The sequence below is a fragment of the Pseudomonas sp. YuFO8 genome (genome assembly GCF_035065025.1).
Taxonomy (GTDB): domain Bacteria; phylum Pseudomonadota; class Gammaproteobacteria; order Pseudomonadales; family Pseudomonadaceae; genus Aquipseudomonas; species Aquipseudomonas putida_AE.
Genome location: NZ_JAXDEQ010000012.1, coordinates 107,141 through 132,099 on the forward strand (window position 1 = coordinate 107,141; position 24,959 = coordinate 132,099).

At 62.9% G+C, this 24,959-nt stretch carries 20 protein-coding genes; 10 read left to right on the forward strand and 10 right to left on the reverse strand.

Annotated features, from left to right (window positions below):
* The first annotated feature begins 6 nt into the window (after nt 1-6).
* Both SOP95_RS13335 and SOP95_RS13340 read left to right on the forward strand, forming a co-directional pair.
* Nucleotides 7-1,689, forward strand: a complete 1,683-nt coding sequence (locus SOP95_RS13335; RefSeq protein WP_274074652.1) for a class I adenylate-forming enzyme family protein — start codon at nt 7-9, stop codon at nt 1,687-1,689.
* Between the two features lie 116 nt (nt 1,690-1,805).
* On the forward strand, nt 1,806-3,164 hold the full coding sequence (locus tag SOP95_RS13340; RefSeq protein ID WP_274074653.1) for a DUF1329 domain-containing protein: 1,359 nt from the start codon (nt 1,806-1,808) through the stop codon (nt 3,162-3,164).
* 262 nt (nt 3,165-3,426) lie between these two features.
* Here SOP95_RS13340 and SOP95_RS13350 read toward each other — a convergent pair whose 3' ends face one another.
* The 8 genes from SOP95_RS13350 to cysD form a co-directional block, all read right to left on the reverse strand.
* Nucleotides 3,427-4,218 (reverse strand): SDR family oxidoreductase, encoded by a 792-nt coding sequence (locus SOP95_RS13350; protein ID WP_274074654.1) that lies wholly within the window; start codon nt 4,216-4,218, stop codon nt 3,427-3,429.
* Between the two features lie 40 nt (nt 4,219-4,258).
* A complete protein-coding gene (locus SOP95_RS13355; protein WP_274074655.1) occupies nt 4,259-4,726 on the reverse strand; it encodes an SRPBCC domain-containing protein in 468 nt (155 codons plus the stop codon).
* A gap of 20 nt (nt 4,727-4,746) precedes the next feature.
* Nucleotides 4,747-5,202 (reverse strand): nuclear transport factor 2 family protein, encoded by a 456-nt coding sequence (locus SOP95_RS13360; RefSeq protein WP_274074656.1) that lies wholly within the window; start codon nt 5,200-5,202, stop codon nt 4,747-4,749.
* Between the two features lie 21 nt (nt 5,203-5,223).
* Nucleotides 5,224-5,940: a hypothetical protein gene (locus tag SOP95_RS13365; protein ID WP_274074657.1), complete on the reverse strand. Its 717-nt coding sequence runs from the start codon at nt 5,938-5,940 to the stop codon at nt 5,224-5,226.
* Nucleotides 5,941-5,971: 31 nt separating this feature from the next.
* A complete protein-coding gene (locus SOP95_RS13370) occupies nt 5,972-7,159 on the reverse strand; it encodes a sulfotransferase family protein (RefSeq protein ID WP_323607344.1) in 1,188 nt (395 codons plus the stop codon).
* Entirely contained in the window at nt 7,156-8,268 is a 1,113-nt protein-coding gene (locus tag SOP95_RS13375) for a DUF1214 domain-containing protein (protein ID WP_274074659.1), read from the reverse strand. Before SOP95_RS13375 ends, SOP95_RS13370 begins: the two co-directional genes overlap by 4 nt.
* Before the next feature lie 69 nt (nt 8,269-8,337).
* On the reverse strand, nt 8,338-10,251 hold the full coding sequence (gene cysN / locus SOP95_RS13380; protein ID WP_274074660.1) for a sulfate adenylyltransferase subunit CysN: 1,914 nt from the start codon (nt 10,249-10,251) through the stop codon (nt 8,338-8,340).
* Nucleotides 10,251-11,843 (reverse strand): sulfate adenylyltransferase subunit CysD, encoded by a 1,593-nt coding sequence (gene cysD / locus SOP95_RS13385; protein ID WP_323607353.1) that lies wholly within the window; start codon nt 11,841-11,843, stop codon nt 10,251-10,253. Before cysD ends, cysN begins: the two co-directional genes overlap by 1 nt.
* A gap of 438 nt (nt 11,844-12,281) precedes the next feature.
* On the opposite strand from cysD, the gene cysQ reads away from it, so the two are divergent.
* Entirely contained in the window at nt 12,282-13,046 is a 765-nt protein-coding gene (cysQ, locus tag SOP95_RS13390; RefSeq protein WP_323607345.1) for a 3'(2'),5'-bisphosphate nucleotidase CysQ, read from the forward strand.
* A gap of 71 nt (nt 13,047-13,117) precedes the next feature.
* Here cysQ and SOP95_RS13395 read toward each other — a convergent pair whose 3' ends face one another.
* Both SOP95_RS13395 and SOP95_RS13405 read right to left on the reverse strand, forming a co-directional pair.
* Nucleotides 13,118-13,552: a nuclear transport factor 2 family protein gene (locus SOP95_RS13395; RefSeq protein ID WP_274074662.1), complete on the reverse strand. Its 435-nt coding sequence runs from the start codon at nt 13,550-13,552 to the stop codon at nt 13,118-13,120.
* Between the two features lie 489 nt (nt 13,553-14,041).
* Complete coding sequence (locus tag SOP95_RS13405; RefSeq protein WP_274074663.1) at nt 14,042-15,370, reverse strand: spinster family MFS transporter; 1,329 nt, start codon at nt 15,368-15,370, stop codon at nt 14,042-14,044.
* A gap of 254 nt (nt 15,371-15,624) precedes the next feature.
* On the opposite strand from SOP95_RS13405, the gene SOP95_RS13410 reads away from it, so the two are divergent.
* From SOP95_RS13410 to SOP95_RS13440, 7 genes are all read left to right on the forward strand, one after another.
* Nucleotides 15,625-16,710 (forward strand): alkene reductase, encoded by a 1,086-nt coding sequence (locus SOP95_RS13410; RefSeq protein ID WP_274074664.1) that lies wholly within the window; start codon nt 15,625-15,627, stop codon nt 16,708-16,710.
* On the forward strand, nt 16,707-18,560 hold the full coding sequence (locus SOP95_RS13415) for a long-chain-acyl-CoA synthetase (RefSeq protein WP_274074665.1): 1,854 nt from the start codon (nt 16,707-16,709) through the stop codon (nt 18,558-18,560). Before SOP95_RS13410 ends, SOP95_RS13415 begins: the two co-directional genes overlap by 4 nt.
* Entirely contained in the window at nt 18,553-19,638 is a 1,086-nt protein-coding gene (locus SOP95_RS13420) for an MBL fold metallo-hydrolase (protein ID WP_274074666.1), read from the forward strand. Before SOP95_RS13415 ends, SOP95_RS13420 begins: the two co-directional genes overlap by 8 nt.
* Before the next feature lie 67 nt (nt 19,639-19,705).
* On the forward strand, nt 19,706-21,373 hold the full coding sequence (locus SOP95_RS13425; protein ID WP_274074667.1) for a DUF1302 domain-containing protein: 1,668 nt from the start codon (nt 19,706-19,708) through the stop codon (nt 21,371-21,373).
* A 93-nt stretch (nt 21,374-21,466) separates the two neighbouring features.
* Complete coding sequence (locus SOP95_RS13430; protein ID WP_274074668.1) at nt 21,467-22,678, forward strand: thiolase family protein; 1,212 nt, start codon at nt 21,467-21,469, stop codon at nt 22,676-22,678.
* Between the two features lie 4 nt (nt 22,679-22,682).
* The gene (locus tag SOP95_RS13435; protein ID WP_274074669.1) at nt 22,683-23,633 is read left to right on the forward strand and encodes a bifunctional OB-fold nucleic acid binding domain-containing protein/MaoC family dehydratase; all 951 of its coding nucleotides are present in this window, start codon (nt 22,683-22,685) and stop codon (nt 23,631-23,633) included.
* A 324-nt stretch (nt 23,634-23,957) separates the two neighbouring features.
* Nucleotides 23,958-24,944 (forward strand): WD40/YVTN/BNR-like repeat-containing protein, encoded by a 987-nt coding sequence (locus SOP95_RS13440; protein WP_274074670.1) that lies wholly within the window; start codon nt 23,958-23,960, stop codon nt 24,942-24,944.
* Nucleotides 24,945-24,959 lie beyond the last annotated feature (15 nt).

The window sequence follows — 24,959 nt, forward strand, 5'->3', positions numbered from 1 at the left end:
ACAAACATGAGCATTGAACGCTGGCAAACCGCATGGCGCGAACTGATCGCCCCCGGTGCGCCGTTCGAAGTGGTGACGCCCGATGACGGCGCTCCACGTTACTTTCGTCACGCCGCGCACGACTTGCTGCAGGTGTTCGACGCCGGTCGGGTTCACGGTGACCGGGAGTTCCTGGTCTGGCAATCGCAGCGCCTGACCTTCAACCAGTTCTTCGATCAGGTCGACCGCCTGGCCGGGCAGATGGTCGCCCGTTTTGCCCTGCAACCGGGCGAGCGGGTGGCGATTGCCATGCGCAACCAGCCGGCTTGGCTGGTGGCCTTCGCCGCGATCGTGCGCTGTGGCGCGGTGTGTGTGCCGCTCAACAGTTGGGGCCTGCGCGACGAGTTGCAATACGCGTTGCAGGACAGCGGTTCGCGCCTGCTGCTATGCGACCAAGCGCGCCTCGATACCCTGCGCGAAGACCTGGCCCGCGAGCAGCGCGCCACGATCGTCGTCGGGGCCGGGGAAGCAAGCTTGCCCGAAAATTGCCTGCGTTTCGAGGACTTGATCAGCGCCCCGGCACAACCTGTGCCCACGCTGGAAATCGATCCTGAGGCGCCGGCACTGATCCTCTACACCTCGGGCACCACCAGCCGCGCCAAGGGCGCCGTGTCCAGTCACCGGGCCATTTGCCAGGCGCTGTTTGCCCTGGATTTCCAGGGCGCGTTTTGCGCCATGAGCTCGCCCGAGCGTATCGGCGTGGTGATCAACAGCGGCTATCCACCCACCACGCTGGCGGCTGTGCCGCTGTTCCATGTCAGCGGCTTGCATGCGCAATTCCTGTCGGCACTGCGCGGCGGTCGGCGCTTGATGCTGATGTACAAGTGGGATGTCGAACGTGCCATCGACCTCATTCGCGATGAGCGCTGTACCCAGTTCAACGGGGCGCCGGTGATGATGCAGCAACTGCTTGCGTCGCCACGCTTTGGCAGCGAGCACACCGCCAGCCTGTTCGGTCTTGGTCTGGGCGGTGCAGCGTCGTCCGCCGGGGTGCTGGACAACATGCTCAAGCTCAAGCCCGACGTCATCGGCGGTGCCGGCTACGGCCTGACCGAAAGCAATGGCATCGGCGCGGCTATCGGCGGCGACCCGTTCGTGTACAAGCCGCAGACGGCAGGTTGGGCGCTGCCGATCGTCGATATTCGTATCGGTGACAGCCCTGACCAGCCACAGGTGGCGGGTACTCGCGGGGTGATCTGGTTGCGTTCCCCAACCTTGATGAGCGCCTACTGGAACCTGCCCGAAGCCACTGCGCAAAGCCTGCGCGACGGTTGGCTGGACACTGGCGATATCGGTTACCTCGACCAAGAGCAATTCCTCCACATCACCGGCCGGGTCAAGGAGTTGATCAACCGCGGTGGCGAGAAGATTTCCGCCGCGGAAATCGAAACCTGCGTCCTCGATATGCCCGGAGTCCTGGAGGCGGCGGCGTTCGCCATTGCCGACCCGCTGCTGGGCGAGACGGTAGGGCTGGCCGTGCATGGCCAGGCCTCGACACTGCCCCAGGAGGCGCAAATCTGCGCATTCATTGCCGAGCGCCTGGCCGCCTACAAAGTGCCGGCGCAGGTCTTTCGGGTTCGCGAACCCTTGCCTCGCAATGCCACCGGCAAGGTGCTCAAGGCACAGCTGCAAGAAAAGTTGGGCGCTTAGCGGCGCCTTAGTCTTTCCGGACGATGTTCGGGCCGGCAGAACACGAACAATGGGTCCATTCCATAAAGCCTTATCAGCGTAGGAGGCATCACATGAAAATAACAAGAACAGGTCTCATGCTCGCGGTCGCAGTCACAGCCAATAGCGGGCTGATGGGTTATGCGCACGCCGCGGTGTCACCCCAGGAAGCAGCCAAACTGGGCAAGGAGCTGACCTGTGTCGGCGCCGAGCAGGCCGGCAATGCCGAGGGCACCATTCCGCCGTACACCGGCAAATACCTGGGTGAAGTGCCAGGCTGGAATCATGTGAAATTCTCCGGCGACCAGCCGGTGGATCCCTATGCCGCGGAGAAGCCGATCCTGGTGATCACCGCGCAGAACATGAGCCAGTACGAGTCGCACCTGACCGAAGGGCAGAAAGCCCTGCTGAAGAAATACCCCACCACCTACAAGATGAACATCTACCCCGGCCATCGGGATTTTCGCTACCCCGATTATGTCTGTCGCCGGGTGATGGACAATGCGCTGCACGCCCAACTGGTCAACGACGGTGCCGGTTTCACCGGGATCGGCCAGGTGCCGTTCCCGATCCCCAGGAACGGCATGGAATTGCTGTGGAACCACCAGTTGCCGGCACGTGCCTACACCGAGGAAAAAACCTCCGACCTGGCGTCGGTCCTGCCCAACGGCAGCATTGGCTGGGGGCGAGCTTACGCACGTAACCTGGCACTGGGTAACTCACCGGGCGCCGACTCCAGGACCGAAGACAAGATTGCGGCCATGAGCAACAACATGACCCTCAAGCCGGCCCGCGACAACGGCACCATCAGCATTTCCCATGAACCCTACAACTTCGGCACCGATGCCCGCCAGGCCTGGACCTACAGCCCATCGACCCGGCGCGTACGGCAACTGCCGGGCTACGGTTTCGATCAGCCGATGATCGGCACCAACGGCACCATGACCATCGACGAAGACCGCTTGTTCAACGGCTCTCCAGAGCGTTTCACCTGGAAGCTGATCGGCAAGCGCGAGATCTACACCCCGGCCAACGCCTTCAAGCCCAACGCCGGCACCGTCAAGCACGCCGACATGCTGACCCCCAACCATCCCAACCCCGATCTCATGCGTTATGAATTGCGCCGGGTGTGGGTGCTGGAGGCCGACTTGAAGGAAGGTTATCGCCATGTCTATGGCAAGCGTGTGCTGTTCATCGACGAAGACACCTGGAACGCGGTCCTGGCCGACAACTACGACGCCCGTGGGCAACTGTGGAAGCACGCCATGATCAACTACTACTACCACCCCGACATGAGCGGCTGGCAGGCCGGTTCGCAGTTCTTCATGGACCTGAACTCCGGCCAGTACACCGGCTATGGCATGACCAACGAAGCGAAAAAGGGGCCGATCCTCAACGAAGGCAAGTTCACCCCGGACCAATACACCGCGGATGCGGCGCGGGCGATCGGGCGTTAAGCTTCGGGTCGTTGCAATGACAAAAGCCCCATCGGTATTCGGTGGGGCTTTTTTTTGGTTCTTCACGGAATCCCGGGAGCAATAGGTAACGCGTTACCTGTAGGAGCGAGCTTGCTCGCGATTGAGGTCAACGGTGACGCGGGCAGCCTGACACCCCGCGGTGCTCTCAGGCTCTTCGCGAGCAAGCTCGCTCCTACAGGGTAATGCGATCATCTCCAGCAGCCGTTTGTAGCTGATACGCAGGCTTGTCGCCTTCAAGGGCTTAGCAGGGCAGGTAGTGGCCGCCGTTGACGTCCAGTTGCGCGCCGGTAATGACCTTGGCGAAGTCGCTGGCCAGGTACAGGGCGGCCATGGCGCAGTCGCTGTCTTGCGGAATCTTGCGCAGTGGAATCTGTTGCGCGACCTGGTCCACCAGCGACTCTATCGGGACGCCCAGGCGCTTGGCTTCGCTCTCGAAGTAACCGATGACGGGCGCGCCCCACATCCAGCCCATGAAGGTGGAGTTGACGCGGATGCCGAACGGGCCGAGATCCTGGGCCAGGTATTGCACGGCGGTTTTCAGCGCGCCTTTGGAGACGGCATAACCGGACTCCAGCTGGTTGGGGGTGCGGGTGGCCATGGTGTTGATCATGACGATGCTGCCTGACTTCTGTTTCTTCATCTGCGGCAGCACCGCCTGGGTCATGTGCATGGTGCCGAACAGGTTGACGTCCATCGCATTGCGCCAGTCGGCCATTGACGACTCGGAGGAACTGCCCCAGGCGCCGTGGGCGTAGGCGGAATTGATCAGTACGTCGATCCGGCCGAAGTGCTCGATCGTCAGGTCCGCGAGCGTCTGGCACTGATCGACCCGGGAAATGTCGGTGGGGACTTTCAGGATAGGGGTGCTGTAGCCCGCGTCGCGGACCGCTTGCTCGGCCTGATCCAGCTTGGCCGGGGTACGTGCAGCCAACACCACGGCCTTGGCCTGATACTCCGCGGCGCGCACGGCCAGCTTGATGCCAAGGCCTGGACCGATACCGGAAATGATGACGACTTTATCTTTGAGCAACATGGTGATTACCTTCTTATTGTTCTGGTAAGGAGTGGGTCGTTCAGGTGCGACTGGCGTGCAGTGCTTCAGCACGTCGTTTCAGGTCCAGGGCCATCTGGTCGAAGCCGGTTTTTACCCAGGCACCGTGCTCGCGCATGATCGTGTCCTGGTTCAGGCCCAGGAAAATATCGGTGGTGAAATAGCTGCAGCGGTTGGCATCGATGGCCTTGATGTACTGGTCGCGGCGGGCGGCGTCCATGTTTTCCGGGACGGGGCGCTGCTCCCAGGACAACAGTTGCTCGGGGTCGCAGGCCACGAGGTATTCGAACACCGGAACGGTTTCGCCGGTCTCGGGGGAAAGCACCTGCATATGCACCTCGTCGCCGATCTGCAGGCCGCAGCGTATGTGCGGACAGAAGCTGTTCCACTGGTGGTAGTTGTCCAGATCGATGAGCACTTCCCAGACCACCCGGGCGGGGGCATTAATTTCCACCGTGTGGGAGGTCACTATGTTTTCTGCTCTGGCCATGAAGGTCTCCTGTCGTGCATTCAGTTGATGGGTCTGGAGGTGATCTGCAGCTGTTCGCTCAAGGGCTGGAGAGTCTCGAGCAGGGTTTCGTAGCCCGTCTCGGCGATCATCCAGCGCTCGCCGTGCTTGATGTAGCGATCCTGGTAGATCGCGCTGCCGTGCATGTGGGTGTTGTCCTCGAGGTTGATGAACACGTAGCTCAGGTACCAGAGGGCTGTGGCCTGATCGCCAGCGACTTCGATTTCCGGGGTGTGACCGTTGTGGGTGGCCAGGCGGGTCTTGGTGAATGAGGTGCGGTAGAAGTCCAGCGCATCGCCCAGACCGTTGACGTGGAACTCGTAGGCAGGGCTCTTGAACGACAGGGCGACGTCCTCGGTGAGCATGCCCTGGAGCATCTCGATATTGCCGGTGTCGATGGCGCGAAAATAACGCGCCTTGAGCTGTTTGATCAGCTCGATAGCTTGCAGGTCCAACATGTGAAACCTCCTTGGGGCCATTCAGGCACTGAGCTGGTACTCGCTGGTGAGGATGCAGTCGATCTTCTCGAAGTCGATGAATGTGCTGGTCGATTCGTACATGGTCTGCTGGCGCTGCACGCATTTTTCCGGGTCGCCCAGGGCGGCGAAAAAACCTTGCGGATTGCCGAGGGCCTCGGGCGGGAAGTTTTCTTCGACGATGGCGTGCAGCACCGGCGCACCGAAGGAAAGCGCCCGTACCACGGTGTTCTGTCGGTAGCCGAAGATCGATTGCAGTGGATAGGCATTAGGGCCGTGCCCGTTGCGCCAGGTATCGTACCAATGCTCGTAGCTCATCCGATCTGGCTTGTGCAGCAGCGCCACCTGGTTCATGCCGGGTGTGCGCTCGCCGAGCGGCACCCGGTACCGAGCGGCACGGGTCTGGCGTTCCTCGGGGTAGGGCTCGGATTCCACCACCAGATACGCCTCCAGGCGGCTGCTCAACGGCGCCACGATGGTCTTGATCGCGGGCCATTGCGAGGCACTGTCCAGCCACAACGACAGCATCCCGTCCAGGGGCGCTGCGCTGTTGGTGATGCGTTGCGCGGATGCACTGGCAACCGCCTCATCGACCAGCATGACGCGGATGTTTTCTCCACCGGCTGCGGCTAATGCGTCGCGCAGCCCGAGCAAAACCGCACGCCATTGCCCGGCGTCGAGTCGCGCCGGCTTCCACAAGGTCAACATGATTTTTTCCATGATTTCTCCAGCCCTTGTTCAGGATTGACGCTCAGTGATTGACGCCCAGGTGACGGGCGCGATATTCGCTGTAGTCCTGGGTCATCTGCGCCTCGTTCAGGCCAAAGCGTTCCAGGCTGTAGTCGTGGCTGGCACGTTTTTCCCGGCTGTTTTGCGCCAGCCAGCCCTGCGCGTCGGTGCGGGCTTTATCGGTGAACGGCAGGTTGGCGAAGGCGTAGACCTTTTCCAGTACCAGCAGCGGCTGCTTCACGGTGTCGGCGAAGTGGATGTCGAGAAAGCGCTCGGGCGCATGCTGCTCGCGCACCTGCATGGTGTGGCGGATACCGCGCGCCATGCGGTGGTTCCACTGCTCACCGGCGGCTTTCGGGTCCGGGTTGTCGCTGTACATCTGCCACAGGGTGTGGGCCATGCTGGCCATCGACGGGATGGTCTGGGCCGGTTCACGGTGGGTCAGGATCACCTGCGCCCCGGGGAAGACATCCAGTAGCAGATCCAGGGTGTGCAGGTGTTGTGGCGCCTTGAGCAGCCAGCGTTGAGCCGCCGTCTCACCCCGTTGCTGTTTCTGCCACTGCAGGAACTGCAGCATCTTCTTCAGTTGCGTGTAGACCGGCCGCTGGTCCTGCTGATCCAGCCAGCGGGTGTAGCTGGGTACATTCACGTAGGCGTCCATGGCGCACATGAAGGAATGCTCCATGAGCATGAACTCTTCATCGCAGAGCAGGGCATCGAGCGGGTGGATCGCGAGGATCTGCGGGATCACCTCGGCCATCAGATCGACCTCTGCCTTGGCCTGGGCGATGCGCTTGGCCGGTGCGGCCAGGGTTTCGCCAGCCAGCGGTGCCGGAAAACGGGTTTCCCACCAGGCGGCGCAGTAGAAGCGTGGGTCGACCGCCAGCGTGCGCTGCAACATGGTGGTGCCGGTGCGCGGCAGGCCGACGATGACCAGCGGGTCGTCGATTTCTATCCGGGTTATTTCCGGATAACGGCTCAGGTAGTCTTCCATCACCAGGCGGTTGACCAGTTGCCCGACCAACCGTTCTTCCAGCAGATGCAAGCCGGTTTGCGACAGCCCGGCCTCGCTGGCCAGGGCATCGAGCAGCGCCTGCAGGGACGCCCGGTAGTTATCATCGCCAAAATGGCTCAGGCCGTCGGTGCGAGCGATTGCGCTGGCCAACAGCTTGTCGACGGTCAAATCTTCAATTCGGCTGGGCGCGTTCATACGACCTCCGCGACGGCAGCGACGTTTACCACGCGAGTGGTGGGGTGGCATTGCTCCCGGGCGCCGACCCAACGCAGGCAGAACGTGCCCTGGCGGACGCCGGCGGTTTGCAGCCAGTTGCTCACTCCGGGGTCCCGCTCACTGAGCACCAGCGTCACCCCGCCGTTGTCGTCGTACCGGGCCTGGTGCTTGTTGAAGCAGATGCGGTGGTAGCGGTAGTCCAGCGACTCCATCCAGTAATTGTTGATCTGCAGGTTCCAGAAGTCGCAGTCCGGCACCTTATCGATGTGGATGACCAACGCCTCGTCCTCGGCCAGCGCCCAGTGCGAGTGGTAATAGAAAATATTTGGATCGCCGCCCACCGATTGGCAGAGCGCCTGGTTGGCCGGGGGCAACTGATTGCTGTGCGGCAGGTAGCTTTGGCTCCAGTCGGCGAACAGCCGGGCGGTGTTCTCGACGAAGCTCGATACCCGCGCCAGGCCTTGTTGGAACGTCGCCGGGTCAAGGGCCAGTGGCTTGGCATCGGTGCCGATGCGTTCAATGCTCAACTTGGCCGGCACTTCGCTGCGACGGTCCAGAAACGTCTGGCGGACGATCAAGGCGTTGGTGGCGCCTTCCATTTTCAACCAGTTGCCCGCTTGCGGTTCGCGGCTGAGGATGATTTCGAAGTTGCCCTGGTCATCGAGTTGTAACTGGCTGGCATCGATGAAGCCGGTCTGGATCAGGGTGCCGTCGGTTTCATAACCGCCTTTCTGGGTGCCAAAGCTCAGGTAGGCGACACTGCCGCGCTGGCCTGTGATGCGATAGTCCAGCGAGCCGTCCAGGCGCGAGTACTCGTAGAGATTGTCCGGGTTGTCGGCACCGATCTTCGCGGTCTCGTGGGAGGTCTTGAAGAAACTGGGAAACGCCGGGTCGGCAAACTCGATGTGCATCTCCAGGCCGATGCGCAGCAGGCGTGTGAGGTAGCGGAAGCCTTCGGCGCGGGTGGCCGCATCGGCAGGTGCTTCGGGACGCAGGATCTGCTCGCCGCAGCGCTTGAGGTGATCGCAGAACGTGGCCCAGGTCTGGCCACTCGACAGCTGTTGTTCGTCAATAGAGCTGATTGTCATTGTTGGACTCTCTTGATGGGGTGAGCCCAGCTCGAGCGCCTGTGCAGAGGCGTGAACCGGGCGTCGGGGCTAGCGTTCCTGACCGATGAAACCGCGCTCGGTCAGCACCTCGATGATCCGGTCCACTGCACCCTCCGGCGTCAGCTTGCTGGTCTGGATATGGATGTCCGGCTTGCTCGGCACCTCGTAAGGTGAGTCGATGCCGGTGAAGTTTTTCAGCTCGCCGCGGCGGACTTTCTTGTACAGGCCCTTGGGGTCGCGTTCCTCGGCCACCGCCAGCGGCGTGTCGACGAAGATCTCGATGAACTCGCCATCCTGCAGTAGCCCACGCGCCATCTCGCGCTCGGAGCGGAACGGCGAGATGAAGGCGGTCAACACGATCATCCCGGCATCCACGAATAACTTGGACACCTCGGCCACCCGGCGGATGTTCTCCACCCGGTCGGCATCGGTGAAGCCCAGGTCGCGGTTCAAGCCGTGACGCACGTTGTCGCCATCGAGCAGGTAGGTATGGCGGCCGCGGGCGTACAGGCGGGTTTCCAGCAGGTTGGCGATGGCCGACTTGCCGGCGCCCGACAAACCGGTGAACCACAGCAGCACCGGCTGCTGGCCCATCTGTTCGGCGCGTGCCTTCTTGTTCACATCCACGTGCTGCATGTGGATGTTCTGCGAACGGCGCAGGGAGAACTCGATCAGGCCGGCGCCGACGGTGGCGTTGCTCAGGCGGTCGATGAGAATGAAGCTGCCGGTTTCGCGGTTGTCCTTGTAGGGATCGAAAGCGATCGGCTGGCTGGTGAAGAGGTTGCACACGCCAATCTCGTTCAGCGCCAGTTCCTTGGCTGCCAGGTGCTCCATGGTGTTGACGTTGATCTTGTACTTGGGCACTGCCAGGGTGACCGGCAACGTCTTGCCGCCGATCTTCATCAGGTAGGGGCGGCCGGCGAGCATGGCCTGCTCGTGCATCCAGATCAGGCTGACCTGGAACTGGTCGGCGACGCTGGCCGGATCTTCTGCGGTGGACAGGACATCGCCACGGCTGCAATCGACTTCGTCGGTCAGGGTGAGGGTAATGGACTGGCCGGCCACGGCTTGTTGCAGGTCGCCATCGAGGGTCACGATGCGCGAAATCCGGCTCTCTTGCCCGGCCGGCAACACACGCACACGGTCGCCGGGACGAATCATGCCGCTGGCGATGGTGCCGGTGAAACCACGGAAATCCAGGTTGGGGCGGTTGACCCACTGCACCGGCATGCGGAACGCCAGTTTCTGCTGGTGCGCCTCGTCGATCTCGACGGTTTCCAGGTAGCCCATCAGCGTGGTGCCGCGATACCAGGGCATGTGCTCGCTCTGCTCGGTGATGTTCTCACCGCGCAGCGCGGACATCGGGATCGCGGTGACATCCTGAAGATTGATCTGCTTGGCGAACGCGCGGTAGTCATCGACGATGGCGTTGAAGACTTTTTCCGAGTAGTCCATCAAGTCCATCTTGTTGACGGCCAGCACCACCTTGCGAATGCCGATCAACGAAGCCAGGTAGCTGTGACGCCTGGACTGGGTCAGCACGCCGCGGCGGGCGTCGATCATCACCACGGCCACGTCGGCGGTGGAGGCACCGGTCACCATATTGCGGGTGTACTGCTCGTGGCCCGGGGTGTCGGCCACGATGAACTTGCGCAGTTCCGTGGAGAAAAAACGGTAGGCCACGTCGATGGTGATGCCTTGTTCGCGCTCGGCGGCCAGGCCGTCCACCAACAGCGCGAAGTCCAGTTCGCCACCCTGGGTGCCGTCTTTTTTCGAGTCGGCTTCCAGCGCTTCCATCTGGTCTTCGAAGAGCATTTTCGAATCGTAGAGCAGGCGTCCGATCAGCGTGCTCTTGCCATCGTCCACGCTGCCACAGGTGATGAAGCGCAGCAGGCTCTTGTGCTCGTGGGACTTGAGGTATTGCCCGATATCCTCGGCAATCAGGTCGGATACGTGTGCCATTAGAAATACCCCTCTTGTTTTTTCTTCTCCATCGATGCGGACGCGTCGTGGTCGATCATTCGCCCCTGGCGCTCGGACGTGCGGGTCAGGAGCATTTCCTGAATGATCTTGGGCAGGGTGTCGGCATCGGACTCCACGGCACCGGTGAGCGGGTAGCAACCCAGCGTGCGAAAGCGCACGTTGCGCATCATCGGCACTTCACCCGGGTTCAGCGGCATGCGTGCGTCATCGACCATGATCAGCATCCCGTCACGCTCGACCACCGGGCGCGGCGCGGCGAAATACAGCGGTACGATCGGGATGTTTTCCAGGTAGATGTATTGCCAGATGTCCAGCTCGGTCCAGTTGGACAAAGGGAACACGCGGATCGACTCGCCCTTGTGTTTGCGCGTGTTGTACAGGTGCCAGAGCTCCGGGCGCTGGTTCTTCGGGTCCCAGCGGTGCTGGTCGGAGCGGAAGGAGAAAATCCGCTCCTTGGCCCGGGATTTTTCCTCGTCGCGACGTGCGCCGCCGAAGGCCGCGTCGAAACCGTAGTGATCGAGCGCTTGTTTCAGCCCCTCGGTCTTCATGATGTCGGTGTGGATCTGCGACCCGTGCTTGAACGGGCTGATGCCCATTTCAATGCCTTCGGGGTTGGTGTGGGTCAGCAGGTCGACGTTGAGCTTGGCCACCATCTGATCGCGGAAGCGATACATCTCCTGGAACTTCCAGGTGGTGTCGACATGCAGCAGAGGGAAGGGCGGCTTGGCCGGGTAGAAGGCCTTCATGGCCATGTGCAGCATGACCGCACTGTCCTTGCCGATGGAGTAGAGCATGACCGGGTTGTCGGATTCGGCGACAACCTCGCGCATTGCCTGGATGCTTTCCGCTTCCAGTCGTTGCAGATGGGTAAGCGTCATGGATTTGCCTCTCGCTTTTTGTTGTTGTCGTTTATCAACGTACAACCGCTGCGATTCGGACTTATGCGCGACTTGATGTTTTAACATCAGGCGCAGCATCTGCAGCATGGGGTTACGGGGCGGGGTGCTGGCAACCGCGGCAGGTGTGTCGTCAGGGTTGACGTGGGCGGCTTGCTGACCGATCTGGGTCGCCAGTTCGCGGGCACCGCTGAGCATTGCGCTGGCTTCGGGCAGATGAAACAGCTGCAGCCGCTCAGCGCGTTCGCCGGCCCAGGTGATGAAGGTCGCGGCGCGTTGCCAGTGCATGCCCGAGAGCAGGGCAAACACTTTGCGGTCTGCCGAGCGATGCAGGCGGTCGAAGAACGCTTGCAGGTGGGGCGCGCGCAAGCCGTCTTCATAAGGCAGCCAGAGCACCTTGCCGCGATTGCTCACCGCGCGCAGCACCCCGTGACTGAGCTTGCCCTGATCGTTGCGGGCACCGTAGTCATCGATCCAGTGGATCTCGCCATTCTGCGTACGAGCCTGTTCGAGGATGTCCCGGTAGGTGCTGCGGTACCAGCGCTGTACCGCCAGCGAAGCATTGGCGACACGCTTGGCCGGGCGCTCGGCATTGAGCTGCCAGCGTTGCAGATAATGGGCGGCGGTGCGTTCGGGCAAGTCGATGTCGTGCAGGCGCTTGACCAGTGCCTGCATCGCTTCCAGGTGCCAGAGCAGGAACGGTAACTGGTGCCGTTCCGGCGGCGTGCTCACCAACAGCTGGTAGATGTTCTGTTCCTGCTCGGCAGACAGGCTGCGGCCTTCACCTTGCTTGCGCCCGCGCTCGCGCACGGGTACCGCCTTCCATCCACCGGCTTGCCACGCCTTGTAGGCAGCGATGATGGTCGGCGAGGAGAGTCCGGTGTCCTGGCTGATCGCTTTGAGCGTGCTACCGGCGATGCGCAATTGCACGGCACGCAGGCGAAGCTTGTTGATCTGTGGAACGGACAGCTGATTGCCGTGGGACACGGGAGCTCCTGTTAAACATCCATTTGCGCAGTGGCGTTGGAGTGGATGTCTGTACTGTTCCCGGATCCGGAAAATCGCGCATAGGCCGAATGGACCATGGGAAGAACAAAAAACAGGAGAATTGCCATGAACGAGTCAATGACTGTTCTGCTTGAAGACGTCATCGGGATTGCCCGCCAGGCGGGCGAACTGGTGTTGGAGGTGTACCGTTCGGATTTCGAGGTGCGCGGCAAGGACGATGCGTCGCCAGTGACCGAGGCTGATGAGCGTGCCGAGGCTTTGATTCTGCAGGCCTTGGCGGCGCTCACGCCGCAGATTCCGGTGATTTCGGAAGAGGCTGCCGCCGCAGGCAAGGTGCCCGAGGTCGGCAGGCGTTTCTGGCTGGTGGACCCGCTGGACGGCACCCGGGAGTTCATCAAGCGCAACGGTGAGTTCACCGTCAATATCGCCCTGATCGACAACGGTGAGCCGGTGCTTGGGGTGGTTCTCGCACCTGCGCTTGCGCGACTGTTCGCCGGTGCCCGTGGTTGTGGAGCCTTCATCGAACAGGCCGGGCAGCGCCAGCCAATCAACTGCCGTGCAGTGACGCAAGAGGGCCTGGACGTGGTCGCCAGCCGCTCCCATGGCGATGCCCAGGCGCTGGATAAATTCCTCGACGGGCGCCAGGTGCGATCACTGAAAAGCGCAGGCTCGTCGCTTAAAATTTGCCTGGTCGCTTGCGGTGAGGCCGACCTTTATCCACGCCTGGGGCGCACCATGGAATGGGATATCGCCGCGGGGCATGCGGTGCTGGTGGCTGCCGGTGGACAGATCCGCACCCTTGGCGGCGATGCGTTGAGTTATGGCAAGCCCGGCCTGGACAACCCGCATTTCTATGCTCACGGGTTATAGCCGCAATTTGCTTGTGCATGGGCCTGTTTCCGGGGATGGGAGCAGGCCCTTTGTGTTGGCGATTGCGCGATCTACATCGACAGATGCGCGCTCAAGTCCCCCATCATGTCCAGATGCGAATAATCACGAAAGCTGAAGCGCCAGACGCCGTCCATGCGTTCAAACTCATCAAAGTAGCGCCCGCTGGCGATGGGTTGCAGGGGAAGGGTGTCGGTGGCTTGCAGCACGGTGTAGCAGGAGCGCACCTTCGCGGTGCCTGCGACTTCGTCGAGGTCGATGATCGGGTTGCTGATGATGTGTCGGGTGCGGGGTGTGCCGCAGGGGTAGCGCTTGATTCGTTGTTGCCAGACGCCCAGCAAAGCGCTGTGATCGAGGAAGGCGTCCTGGCTTTGCAGCTTGATCCGGGCATGACGAAACAGCTCGGCCGCCTCGACCAGTTGGCCGCTGTCCAGGTATTCAGCGTAACGGTAGAGCAGGTTGCTGATCTGTATGGCGCTGGTGCTCATGGTGATCCTCTTTTTTGTAGGAGCCGGCTTGGCAGCGAAGGCGGCCTGGCAGCCAACCAATCTCTCGCGGCTATACCCAATCCATTGTGGGAGCTGGCCTGCCGGCGATGGCGGCCTGACAGCCAACCCATCTCCCACGGCCTCACTCGATCCACTGTAGGAGCTGGCTTGCCAGCGATGGTCGTCAACGATGACGCGGGGAACCTGACACCCCACGGTGCTCTCAGGTTTTTCGCGAGCAAGCTCGCTCCTACAGAAACCCACTGTGCTGAACAGGAACGAAGACCGTGTAGGAGCAAGCTTGCTCGCGATGGAGGTCAACGATGACGCGGGGAGCCTGGCACCCCGCGGTGCTCTCAGGTTTTTCGCGAGCAGGCTCGCTCCTACAGAAATGGCGTCATCCAAGTTTCCCGCCAATACGTGAGGAACCATTAAAAAGCCGCTGCAACCGGGCAAGGGTTGCAGCGGCGTGGTGATGCGCGAAGGCGGTCAGGCAGTCACGGGCCGGATCACCGCGAGGGACGCAGCGGGGCTCTTCATCTGTTGACGATAACGCGGCAACGCCAGGGCCAGGAATACGCTGGCCAGCGCCAGCATCGACACCGATGAGGCCAGGGCGTAGCGCAACGATTCACTGCCCAGGGTGGGCACGAAGAAATCGCTGAGCATGCCAACGAAAAGCGGCCCGATACCCACGCCCAGGAGGGTCATGGACATGACGAAAATCGCCGTGGCCTGGGCCAGGCGTGTCGCCGGGAAAAGATGGGTAATGGCGCTCAGGCAGGGTGTTGCCCACCACACGCCAAAGAAGGCGAACGCGCTGTAGAACAGGAACGCCTGCGGCACGGCGATGCTGCCGATATGGAACGCCGTGCCTTGCGGCCAGAGGAAGTACGCCAGGGCGAACGGGATGCTGATCAACGTGCCCAGCAGCGGCACGCCGATTTGCCAGCCGACATCGCGCCGTGCCATGCGGTCGGTGAGCATGCCGCAGACCAGCGTACCGATGGCCGCTCCACCGCCGCCTACCACGCCGACCAGGAATCCGGCCTGTTGCATGTTCAGACCGTGGGAACGGATCAGGAAGCTCGGGCTCCAGGTACCGATGGCGTAGCCGGCAATCGCCGCCGCGCCGCCGGTGAGCACCAGCCACAGGAACGAGGGCATGCGAAACAGCTCAGTGAGGGTCTTGAGCCAGCCGTCATGTGGCAATGTGGCGCTGCTCAGCGGTACGACTCGCTTGGGCGTACGCACAGTCAACAGCAGTAGCAGGCCGAGGAAAATGCCGGGAGCGCCGATCAACAGGAAGGCGTAGCGCCAGCCATGGTGTTGGGCGATCCAGCCGCCCAGCCCCAGGCCGACAACCGCCCCCAGGCTGGAACCGAGCATCAGGAATGCCAGGGCTGTGGAGCGGCGATTGGCCGGATACAAATCCGAGACCATCGCCACCGATGGCGCCGTGCCGCCGGCCTCACCCACAGCCACGCCGATCCGCGCCAGCACCAGGGTCAGAAAGTTGCCGGCCATGCCGCAAAGCATGGTCATCAGGCTCCAGGCGATGCAACTGAAGGCGATCACCGGCTTGCGCCCGATGCGGTCCGACAGGCGTCCCAGCGGGAAGCCGAACACGGTGTAGAACACCGCGAAAGTCACCCCCGACAGCAAGCCGATGCCGGTATCGGAAATGCCGAACTCGAGTTTGACCGGCTCGATCAGGATCGCCATCAACTGACGGTCGATGTAGTTGAACACATAGATGCTGGCGAGCACGAACAGCGCGTAGTGCGTTCGCCATGTGACGGGGGTGGACTGGTTCACTGCGGGTGCTCCCGGTTTTGTTCTAGTTGGCGCGATGCTCTACGTGCACCGGGTTTTTTTCATCGTCCATTCAGACCATTTTCGGCTTTGCAGGCAAGCCGCCGCGCACGTTGGCAAACCTAGTCTTGTCGGACGATGTTTCGCTCGCGCCCAACGTCAATCATTCAGCCCGTATCCGCTGCCTTGCCAGCGTTTGCCCACGTTGTGGCAAGCCCTGGGACAGCCTGAAAACAATAAGAAGCTGAGGAATTGAAATGAGCGTCTTGTTCGAGCCGATCGCCCTGGGCGAACTGCAATTGGCCAACCGCATCGTCATGGCCCCCATGACCCGCAGCCGTGCCCTTGCCGATGCGATACCCGGCGGCGATATGGTCGAATACTACCGCCAGCGGGCCGGTGCCGGCTTGATCGTGGCTGAAGGCACTGCGCCGTCCGCCAGCGGCCTGGGCTATTGTCGCACCCCGGCCATCTACAGCGACGAGCAGATCGTCGGCTGGCGACGGGTCACCGAGGCGGTGCATGCCGAGGGTGGGCGCATCGTTTTGCAGCTGATGCACGTCGGCCGCGCCGCCAGCCGCCACAACAAGCCGGCCGGGGCGGCCACGGTAGCACCTTCGGCATTGCGTGCACGCACCCAGGTGTTCAGCGACGCTGCCGGGCTGGTGGACACTGACGAGCCACAGGCGCTGACCCTGCAAGGCATCGGTGAGGTCATCGAAGATTACCGCCAGGCTGCATTGAATGCGCGCCTGGCCGGCTTCGACGGCGTTGAACTGCACTGCACCAGCGGTTACCTGCCGATGCAGTTCATGTCCTCCGGCAGCAACCAGCGCAGCGATGTCTACGGCGGCGATGTGACGGGGCGGGTGCGTTTCGCCAAGGACGTGATCGAGGCCATGGCCAGCGCCATCGGCGCCGGCCGTGTCGGTTTTCGCCTGTGCCCCGGCAACCCCTACAACGACATCGACGACCGCGATCCGGCCGAGACGGCGGCCGCCCTGTGCGAAGCCGTGGCACCGTTGGGCCTGGCGTACCTGCACATCATGCGCTCGCCCCTGGCCGAGCTCGATGCCTTCGCCCTGGCGCGCCAGCACAGTCCCCATGCCTTGATCCTCAACGATGGTTTCGACGGCCCTTCGGCCAGTGCCGCTCTCGCGTCGGGCGAGGGGGCTGCCGTGTCGTTTGGTCGTCACTTTATTGCCAACCCCGATCTGGTGGAGCGCTTGCGGCGTGGCCTGCCGCTGTCGGGTTTCAACCGCAAGACCCTGTACACGCCGGGCCCGGCGGGCTACTCGGATTACAGCACCTATCAAGCCAATGCCCAGGAGGTGGCGCAATGAACCTGAATGACTTGAGCCACGGCCTGCCGACACGCGCGGTCCCACGGGAACAGACCCAGGCACTGCTCGACCAGCGCTCGGCCGCCGCCGGGCTGATCAAGCCGGGTGATCACTACACCGTGGCCGACCGCCTGGAACAACGGGCGAGCGAGCAGGGTGAGCGCACGTTTCTGATCTACGGCGAGCAGACCCTGAGCTACGCCGAGGTCGATGCCCGGGCCAACCAGATGGCCCACACCTTTTATGCCAATGGCCTGCGCGCCGGCGATGTCTGCGCCCTGGCCATGGAAAACCGCCCGGCGTTCTTCTGCACCTGGTTCGGCCTGGTCAAGCTCGGGGTGGTGGTGGCCTTCATCAATACCCAGGTCAACGGCCGTGCGCTGTTGCATGCGTTGCAAACCACCGACGCCAGGGCGTTGGTGATCGGCGAGGAATGCCTGGCGAATGTGCAGGCCACCGAAGGTTTTCCGGACCTGCCGTGCTGGCTGATTCGCGACGCGGAAAATCCCTGGAGCGGCCCGCTGCCCAAGGGCATCGACGGGCATTTCGCTGCACGCCTGGAGAAAGCCCCGCGCACGCCGTTTCCCCGGGATATCCGCGCGCGCATCGAAGCCCAGGCCGCGATGCTGCTGATCTTTACCTCGGGCACTACCGGCTTGCCCAAGGCTGCGCGCTACAGCCACATGCGCTGGATGTCCTCGGGCGATGTGATGGAAGTCACCCTGCAAGCCACCTGCAAGGACGTGTTCTATTGCTGCCTGCCGCTGTACCACGGCGCCGCGGCCACCTCGGTGACCTCTACCGCGCTGCGCGCAGGTGCCGCCATCGTGGTGCGCCGCAAGTTCAGCGTGCGCGAGTTCTGGAAGGATGTGGCGCGACACCAGATCAGCATCTTCCAGTACATCGGCGAGATCTGCCGCTATCTGCTCAATCAGCCGGTTCAGGCGGGCGAGCGCGAACACAGCCTGCGCTGCATGCTCGGCGCCGGGCTGTCGCCGGACTCCTGGCAGCGCTGGCTGGAACGCTTCGGCCCGATCCAGGTGTACGAGGGTTGGGGTGCCACCGAAGCCAATTCGGCACTGATCAACGTCGACAACTATTTTGGTTCCTGCGGACGGGTGCCGGACTGGAACAAGACCAACCTGCGGCTGGTGCGTTACGACATTGAAAACGACTGCCATCCACGGGATGAAAACGGCTTCTATCAAGTCTGCAAAGTGGGTGAGGTTGGCGAGGCCATGGGCTTTATCGTCGATCACCCAGAGATCGGCGGCGGGCGTTTCGAGGGTTACACCTCGGCCGAGGCGACCGAGAGCAAGATCCGCCGCAATGTGTTTCGCGAAGGCGATGCCTACTGGAGTTCCGGCGACCTGGTGCGTGAGGACGCCGACGGTTACTGCTACTTCGTCGACCGCATCGGCGATACCTATCGCTGGAAAAGCGAAAACGTTTCGACCCTGGAAGTGGCCGACGCCCTGGGCGATCTGGCGGGCCTGGAGCTGATCAACATCTATGGCGTCCAGGTGCCGGGCCATGAAGGACGCGCCGGCATGGCCGCCGTGCTGATGCAGGCAGGCCAGGTTTTCGATCCCGCCGCCCTGTACGCCCTCAGTGAAGCGCGCCTGCCGCGTTATGCGGCACCGGTGTTCGTACGGGTCACCCAGGCGGCAGACCTGACGGCCAGCTACAAGCTGCGCAAGGTCGATCTGCAGCGCCAGGGTTACTGCCCGACTCGATGCAGCGATCCGCTGTTCATCCGCGACGAACAGGCCCGCAGCTATGTGCCCTATTCGCCAGAAGCCCTGGCTCGTGCCGGCCTGACCCCCTTCGCGGTGGCCGACCATGGCTGATCTCGACGCCAACGGTCACGAACTGCGCAGCGGCCTGCGGTACCCCTGGCCGCAGGCGCCGGACTCCGGGCAGGTGCGTGAAGTGGCGCCGGGCGTGTGGTGGCTGCGCATGCCGCTGCCGTTTCGCCTGGACCACATCAACCTCTATCTGCTGCGCCATACCGATGGCTGGGTGGTGGTCGACACCGGCATGAACACCGCGCAAACCCGGGAGGTCTGGGACCGGGTGCTCAGTGAAGTGTGCGGCGGGCTGCCCGTGCTGGCGGTGGTCTGCACCCACTTTCACTCCGACCATGCCGGGGTCGCCGCCTGGCTCAGCGAACGTTTTCATTGCCCGGTGTACATGACCGCCAGCGAGTTCCACTCACTGCATCTCAAGTTTCCCGCCGAACAGCCACCGGGCTGGGATTTCCTCGATTTCTACCGCAAGGCCGGCGTGACCGACGAGCACAGCAGCGAGATGTTCGCGGTGATGAGCAATGCGCATTTCCTGCCGGCGCCACTCAACCATTACCGCCGTTTGTGCGAGGGCAGCGTCCTGGCTATCGGGGGCCGCACCTGGCAGGTGGTCATCGGTCGCGGCCACTCGCCGGAACATGCCTGCCTGTACGCCGCCGATGACGGCTTGCTGATCTCCGGCGACCAGGTGCTGCCGCGCATTACCTCCACCGTCGGCGTGCATGCCACGGAGCCGTTGGCCAACCCGCTGCGTGACTGGCTCGATTCCATCGAGCACCTGCGCAGTTTGCCCGACAGCGTGCTGGTGCTGCCGGCGCACGAGCGGCCGTTTTTCAATTTGCATGAGCGCCTGGATCAACTGCATGCCCACCACCAAGGGCATCTGGCGCAGGTGCTGGCCAACTGTGACGAGCCGCGCACCGTGCTCGAACTGATGGCCGTGTTGTTTCCCAAGCTGTCGGGTCGTTTCGACGAACTGATGGCGCTGGGCGAAACGTTGGCCCATGCCAACTACCTGGTGGCCGAAGGGTCGCTGGAACGGGAAGAGGACCGGGGGCGATATCGCTTTCGGCGTGCTGTAAGGGGAGCGTGCGCTGTTACCCCGCTCAAGGTTTTTTGAGCGGGCAGCACGGCAGCAGTGTTGAACATTCCAGGCAGCCAGCCGGTTGTCATTGAGGAGAGTCAGTGTGATCAACAAGAACAACAATAACTCCACGGTCATCGGTTCGCGTGCGTTTGAGCTCACCAGCCTGGCGGCGGCCATTGCGCTGGTGTCAACACCGGTGTGGGCGGGCGATACGATCGAGTTCGACAATGGCGCGACCATCGACTGGTCGGTGACCACCAGCTACGGCATCGGTGTGCGCACTGGCAGTCAGAGCGATCGCTTGCTGACGGTCAACGCCGACGATGCCAACCGCAACTTCGACAGTGGCAGCCTGACCACCAACCGCGTGGGTGCGCTGGCGGAAATGATCCTGCGCAAGGACAACTACGGCGCCGTGGTGCGCGGCAGTACCTTCTACGACGACGTCTACCACCGCAAGAACGATAACGACTCGCCTGCCACTGTGAACAAGAACGGCGACAACGACGAGTTCACCAGTGACACCCGCTACTACAGTGGCGGCCGCAGCAAACTGCTGGACGTCTATGTGTTCAGCGGCTGGCGCTTTGACAACGACACCATGCTCGACGTCAAGGCCGGGCGGCACATCGAATCCTGGGGCGAGAGTCTGTTCTACCCGGGTGTGAACGGCGTACAAAACCCTTCCGACGCGGTAAAAGCGTCGCAGCCGGGTGTCGAGGTCAAGGAAGTCCTGTTGCCGGTGGGCCAGTTCTCCGGCTCGTTCCGACTGAACCCCCAACTGACCTTCGGTGCCTACGTGCAATACGAATGGAAGGGCACGGAACTGCCGCCGGTGGGCAGCTACCTGTCGGGAAGCGACGTGGTTGGGCCAGGTCGCGAGTTTATCTACGCCAACGGCCAGAAGATCGCCTACCGTGGCACCGACAAGCCGAGTGATGGTGGTCAGTGGGGCGTGCAGATGCGCTACCGCCCGGTACCGGCCCTCGAGCTGTCGCTGTTTCACGTCAACTACCACGACAAGAACCCGGCCACCGCCCTGGTCGGCTACGACCCGCTGCCAGTGGGCGGTGGCCGCAACGCCTTCGTCAGCAATGGTTACGAGATCAAGTATTTCGAAGACATCAAGCTGACCGGTATCAGCGCCTCGACCAAGATTGGCGACACCCAGGTCGGCGCCGAATGGTCGTACCGCGACGGGGCGCCGGTGATGGTCAATACCGGCCTCGGCGCGGTGCCGGCCAAGGGCAAGGGCCAGCAGATGCAGTTGTCGGCGATCCGAATCCTCGGCGATCGCCCGTGGGCCAGCCAGACCAGCCTGACTGCCGAAATCATCCGCGTGCAGGTCGACAGCGTCGAGTCCACTTCGGCGGCGCCCAACCTGCAAGGCGTCAACCTGTTACCTTCCCTGGCACCCCTGGTGGCTCCTTCCGATGACTATACCTACAGCACAGCCGCGGGTTACCGCACCAAGTCTTCAAGTGCCTACACCGTGGGCGCATCGTTCAGTTATCCGGGAGTTTTCCAAGGCTGGGATCTGGAAGTCCCCCTCAGCTTCTCCAACGTCTTCAGCGGCTCCACGCCAATGGCCGGAAGCATCTCCGGCGTCGCCGGCGACCGACGCCTGAGCGCGGGCACGACCTTCAAGTACCTGGGCAACCTGGAACTCGGCTTGAGATACATCGCCTACCTGGGTGAAGCCGATGCGATCGACCGTCCGTTCGCCGACCGCGACTACGCCACGTTCTCGATGAAATACACCTTCTGACCGACCACTCAAGCTCCGCGGCGCTCGATGGCGCCCGGACCTCAAATACAACCTGGAAAAAGCCGCAGCGTAACGCTTCGGCATGGAGGCACTATGGGGCTCAAGGGGCATGCGGCCATTGTTGGCAGCGCACAGTACAAACCGGAGAAGTACTCCACCGCACCCAAGATGTTTCACCTTGAACAAGTCGCCGACCTCGCGGCCCAGGCGCTGCGCGATGCCGGGCTCAAGGCCTCGGACCTCGACGGGCTGGTGATCAACGGCCCGCATTTTCATGAAGCCTCGGTGTTCGTACCGGCTATGGCTGCCGAGTACCTGGGCCTGCGCCTGAACTTCGCCGAAGTGGTGGACCTGGGTGGCTGTACCTCGGTGGGCATGGTCTGGCGCGCCGCCGCCGCCATCGAACTGGGGTTGTGCCAGGCCGTGCTGTGCGTCATCCCCGCGCGCATGGCGCCATTTGGCCCCGACGAGGATCCTGGCTGGATGGCCCGCTCCATGCGCTTTGGTGGGCACAGCACGGCATTCGGTGCGCCCGAAGCCGAATTCGACCTGCCATACGGGCACATGGGCCAGAACACCGGCTACGCCATGATCGCCCAGCGTTATGCCGCGCAGTACGACTACGACCAGCGGGCGATGGCCAAGATCGCCGTCGACCAGCGCACCAACGCCCTGGCCAACCCGCAAGCGATGTTCTATGGCCAGCCGTTGACCATTGAGCAGGTGCTGGCCAGCAAAATGGTCGCCGACCCGTTGCACGTCCTGGAAATCGTCATGCCGGTGGCCGGTGGTGCCGCGCTGATTATCACCAGCAAGGAAGTGGCGGCGAGGGCGCGCAAGCGTCCGGCGTTCATTACCGGGTTTGGCGAACACCTGGCATTCAAGTCGCCGTCCTATGCCGAGGACATGCTGCACACGCCCATCGGCCCGGCTTCGCAGCGGGCCTTTGCCATGGCCGGGCTCAAGCCCAAGGACGTCGATGCCGCGCAGATCTACGACTGCTACACCATCACCACGTTGCTCACCCTGGAAGATGCCGGTTTCTGCGGCAAGGGCGAGGGTATGGCGTTCGTGCGCGAACACGACCTGACCTGGCGTGGCGATTTCCCGATGAACACCCATGGCGGGCAGCTCAGTTTCGGCCAGTCGGCCTCCGCCGGTGGCATGAGCCAGGTGATCGAGGCGGTGACGCAGATCGCCGGCACCGCCGGTGAACGCCAACTGGGCCGCTGCGACAGCGTCTACGTCTCCGGCACCGGTGGCGTGATGAGCGAGCAGGGCGCATTGATACTTCAGGGAGCATAAGCACATGTCCAACAACAAACCGATGCCGGTTGCGACGCCGATTTCCGCGCCCTTCTGGGAGGGCCTGAAGGCTCGCCGCCTGCTGATCCAGCAATGCAACGCCTGTGCGCACTGGAACTTCTACCCGCGCCGGCATTGCCCGGTATGCCTGGAGCATGACCTGGCCTGGCGCGAAGTCGACGGCGCCGCAACGCTGTACAGCTACACCGTGACGCGCATCGCCACCTTGCCCGACTTCATCGATGAGATGCCGCAGAAACTGGCGGTGGTCGAACTGGCCGAAGGGGTGCGCATCAACACCAACCTGGTCGGCCTCGACGAAACCGAGATCCGCATCGGCATGCCCTTGCGGCCGGTGTTTGCCGAAGTCGACGCCAAGGGCAATCGCCTGCTGCGCTTTACTGGCGTGGACAAGGAGGCAGCAGCATTTGAGCCCCTGCCTGCGCAGGACAGTGAACCGGAACCTGCGACCTCGCAACAGCCTGTCGCCCGGCAGATTGACCTCAACGATGGCCCGGCCCTGCAAGAGTTGGTCAGCGAGCAGTTCAGTGACTGGAGCAACGTGGTGGTGGTCGACCAGGCACTGATCGACGCCTTCGCCCAATTGTCGGGCGACGATTACTGGATCCATACCGATCCGGAGCGGGCGCGCCTGCAAAGCCCGTTCGGCGGCACCATCGCCCATGGCGCGCTGGTACAGGTGCTGCAGTCGCGGATGAAACTGGCGCTGGGCTTCGAGATCAGCGGTTTCAGCACCCAGATCAACTACGGCTCCGACCGCCTGCGCTTCCCGGCGCCGGTACCGGCCGGCTCGCGCATCCATTCGCGGGCGCGGGTGAAAAAAGTCGAAATCCTCGCCCGTGGTACCCAACTGACCCTGGAGCTCAACATCCATGTGGTGGGCCAGGACCGGCCGTCGGTGATCAACGATTTGGTGATCCTGTACATGGCCTGATTCCCGCCGAAGATCCCCTGTAGGAGCCGGCTTGCCGGCGATGGCATCCGTAGACCAGTCGGCAATGATGCAGGCAGGTATGGCCCCATCGCGAGCAAGCTCGCTCCCACAGTTGTCCTGCGCCGAACACAACATCCCACCCCACGCCATTCCCGCCATTGCATAAGCCATTTGGACGATGTGCCCCCCCTCCCTTGCGCCGACTATTGCCCCAGAGGCAACGCCCATCTCGATTGCCTCGCATGCCCTGGCGCGTGACAAAAACAAGAGGATCGGCCCTATGACTTGCCTTATCCACGCCAACCCCGAGCAGGAGCGCTGCCCATGCGCTCGGTGATCGGCTACGCGGTTTGCCTGGTGGTCGCCTTGACCATTGGCTACACCTTCTCCCCCAAATCCCCACCGCAAGCGGAACTGCTGGCCACGCGCCCGGACCGTGTGCAGATCAACGGCCTGCTCAATCTTGGCGCGCGCGTGGTCGCCGTGGGCGAGCGGGGCAGCGTCCTGCTCAGCGATGACCAGGGCGTCAGCTGGCAGCCTGCGAGCGTCGCCACCCAGCGCAACGCCACCCTGACCGCCGTGGTGGCACTGGACGACAAGCGCTTGCTGGCCGTCGGGCATGACGGCTGGATCCTGCGTTCCGAGGATGCCGGCAGCAACTGGCAGGAAATGCGCTACGACAGCGACCTGGGCGAACCGCTGCTGGGTATCTGGACCGGCGGTGGCGACAGCGTCATGGCGTTCGGCAGCTTCGGCAAGTTCTATCAATCGGCTGACGCCGGGAAGACCTGGACGCCGCAATCCCTGGACATCGACAACGCCCACCTCAACAGCATGGCCGGTGGCGACGATGGCCGGCGCATGCTGGTGGGCGAGCAGGGCCTGGTCCTGCGCACTACCGACGCCGGCCAGCACTGGCAGAGCTTGCCGGCGTTCTACAGCGGCTCGCTGTTCGGCATCGTGCGCTTGAGCGCGAAGGACTGGGTGACCTATGGCATGCGCGGGCACGTGTTCGTCAGCCACGACTTCGGCGATAGCTGGACCCAGGTCAAGGTCGGCAATCAACTGCCGTTGTATGGCCATGCATTGCTGCCCGACCAATCGGGCCTGGTGATCGTCGGTGCCGGCAGCTCGGTGGTGCGCCTGGATGCACAGGGTGCGCTGGTCGGCGTCGGACGCCTGGCCGGCCTCGGTACGTTGACCTCGGCGACGATGGTCGGCTCGCGGCTGCTGGTCGGTGGCGAGCGCGGCGTATTGCAGGGTTCAAGTGGCAGCGTCGCTGCCCTAGTGGCCACACAGGCCACCCAGTAAATGAGAGGCGGGGCA

Bases quoted from the DNA above. Each gene is read 5' to 3' on its own strand.
- SOP95_RS13335 (WP_274074652.1), top strand. From the start codon at position 7: ATGAGCATTGAACGCTGGCAAACCGCATGGCGCGAACTGATCGCCCCC.
- SOP95_RS13340 (WP_274074653.1), top strand. From the start codon at position 1,806: ATGCTCGCGGTCGCAGTCACAGCCAATAGCGGGCTGATGGGTTATGCG.
- SOP95_RS13350 (WP_274074654.1), bottom strand. From the start codon at position 4,218: ATGTTGCTCAAAGATAAAGTCGTCATCATTTCCGGTATCGGTCCAGGC.
- SOP95_RS13355 (WP_274074655.1), bottom strand. From the start codon at position 4,726: ATGGCCAGAGCAGAAAACATAGTGACCTCCCACACGGTGGAAATTAAT.
- SOP95_RS13360 (WP_274074656.1), bottom strand. From the start codon at position 5,202: ATGTTGGACCTGCAAGCTATCGAGCTGATCAAACAGCTCAAGGCGCGT.
- SOP95_RS13365 (WP_274074657.1), bottom strand. From the start codon at position 5,940: ATGGAAAAAATCATGTTGACCTTGTGGAAGCCGGCGCGACTCGACGCC.
- SOP95_RS13370 (WP_323607344.1), bottom strand. From the start codon at position 7,159: ATGAACGCGCCCAGCCGAATTGAAGATTTGACCGTCGACAAGCTGTTG.
- SOP95_RS13375 (WP_274074659.1), bottom strand. From the start codon at position 8,268: ATGACAATCAGCTCTATTGACGAACAACAGCTGTCGAGTGGCCAGACC.
- cysN (WP_274074660.1), bottom strand. From the start codon at position 10,251: ATGGCACACGTATCCGACCTGATTGCCGAGGATATCGGGCAATACCTC.
- cysD (WP_323607353.1), bottom strand. From the start codon at position 11,843: ATGCAGGCACTGGTCAAGCGCCTGCACGACATCGACTTGCCCGAACGC.
- cysQ (WP_323607345.1), top strand. From the start codon at position 12,282: ATGAACGAGTCAATGACTGTTCTGCTTGAAGACGTCATCGGGATTGCC.
- SOP95_RS13395 (WP_274074662.1), bottom strand. From the start codon at position 13,552: ATGAGCACCAGCGCCATACAGATCAGCAACCTGCTCTACCGTTACGCT.
- SOP95_RS13410 (WP_274074664.1), top strand. From the start codon at position 15,625: ATGAGCGTCTTGTTCGAGCCGATCGCCCTGGGCGAACTGCAATTGGCC.
- SOP95_RS13415 (WP_274074665.1), top strand. From the start codon at position 16,707: ATGAACCTGAATGACTTGAGCCACGGCCTGCCGACACGCGCGGTCCCA.
- SOP95_RS13420 (WP_274074666.1), top strand. From the start codon at position 18,553: ATGGCTGATCTCGACGCCAACGGTCACGAACTGCGCAGCGGCCTGCGG.
- SOP95_RS13430 (WP_274074668.1), top strand. From the start codon at position 21,467: ATGGGGCTCAAGGGGCATGCGGCCATTGTTGGCAGCGCACAGTACAAA.
- SOP95_RS13435 (WP_274074669.1), top strand. From the start codon at position 22,683: ATGTCCAACAACAAACCGATGCCGGTTGCGACGCCGATTTCCGCGCCC.
- SOP95_RS13440 (WP_274074670.1), top strand. From the start codon at position 23,958: ATGCGCTCGGTGATCGGCTACGCGGTTTGCCTGGTGGTCGCCTTGACC.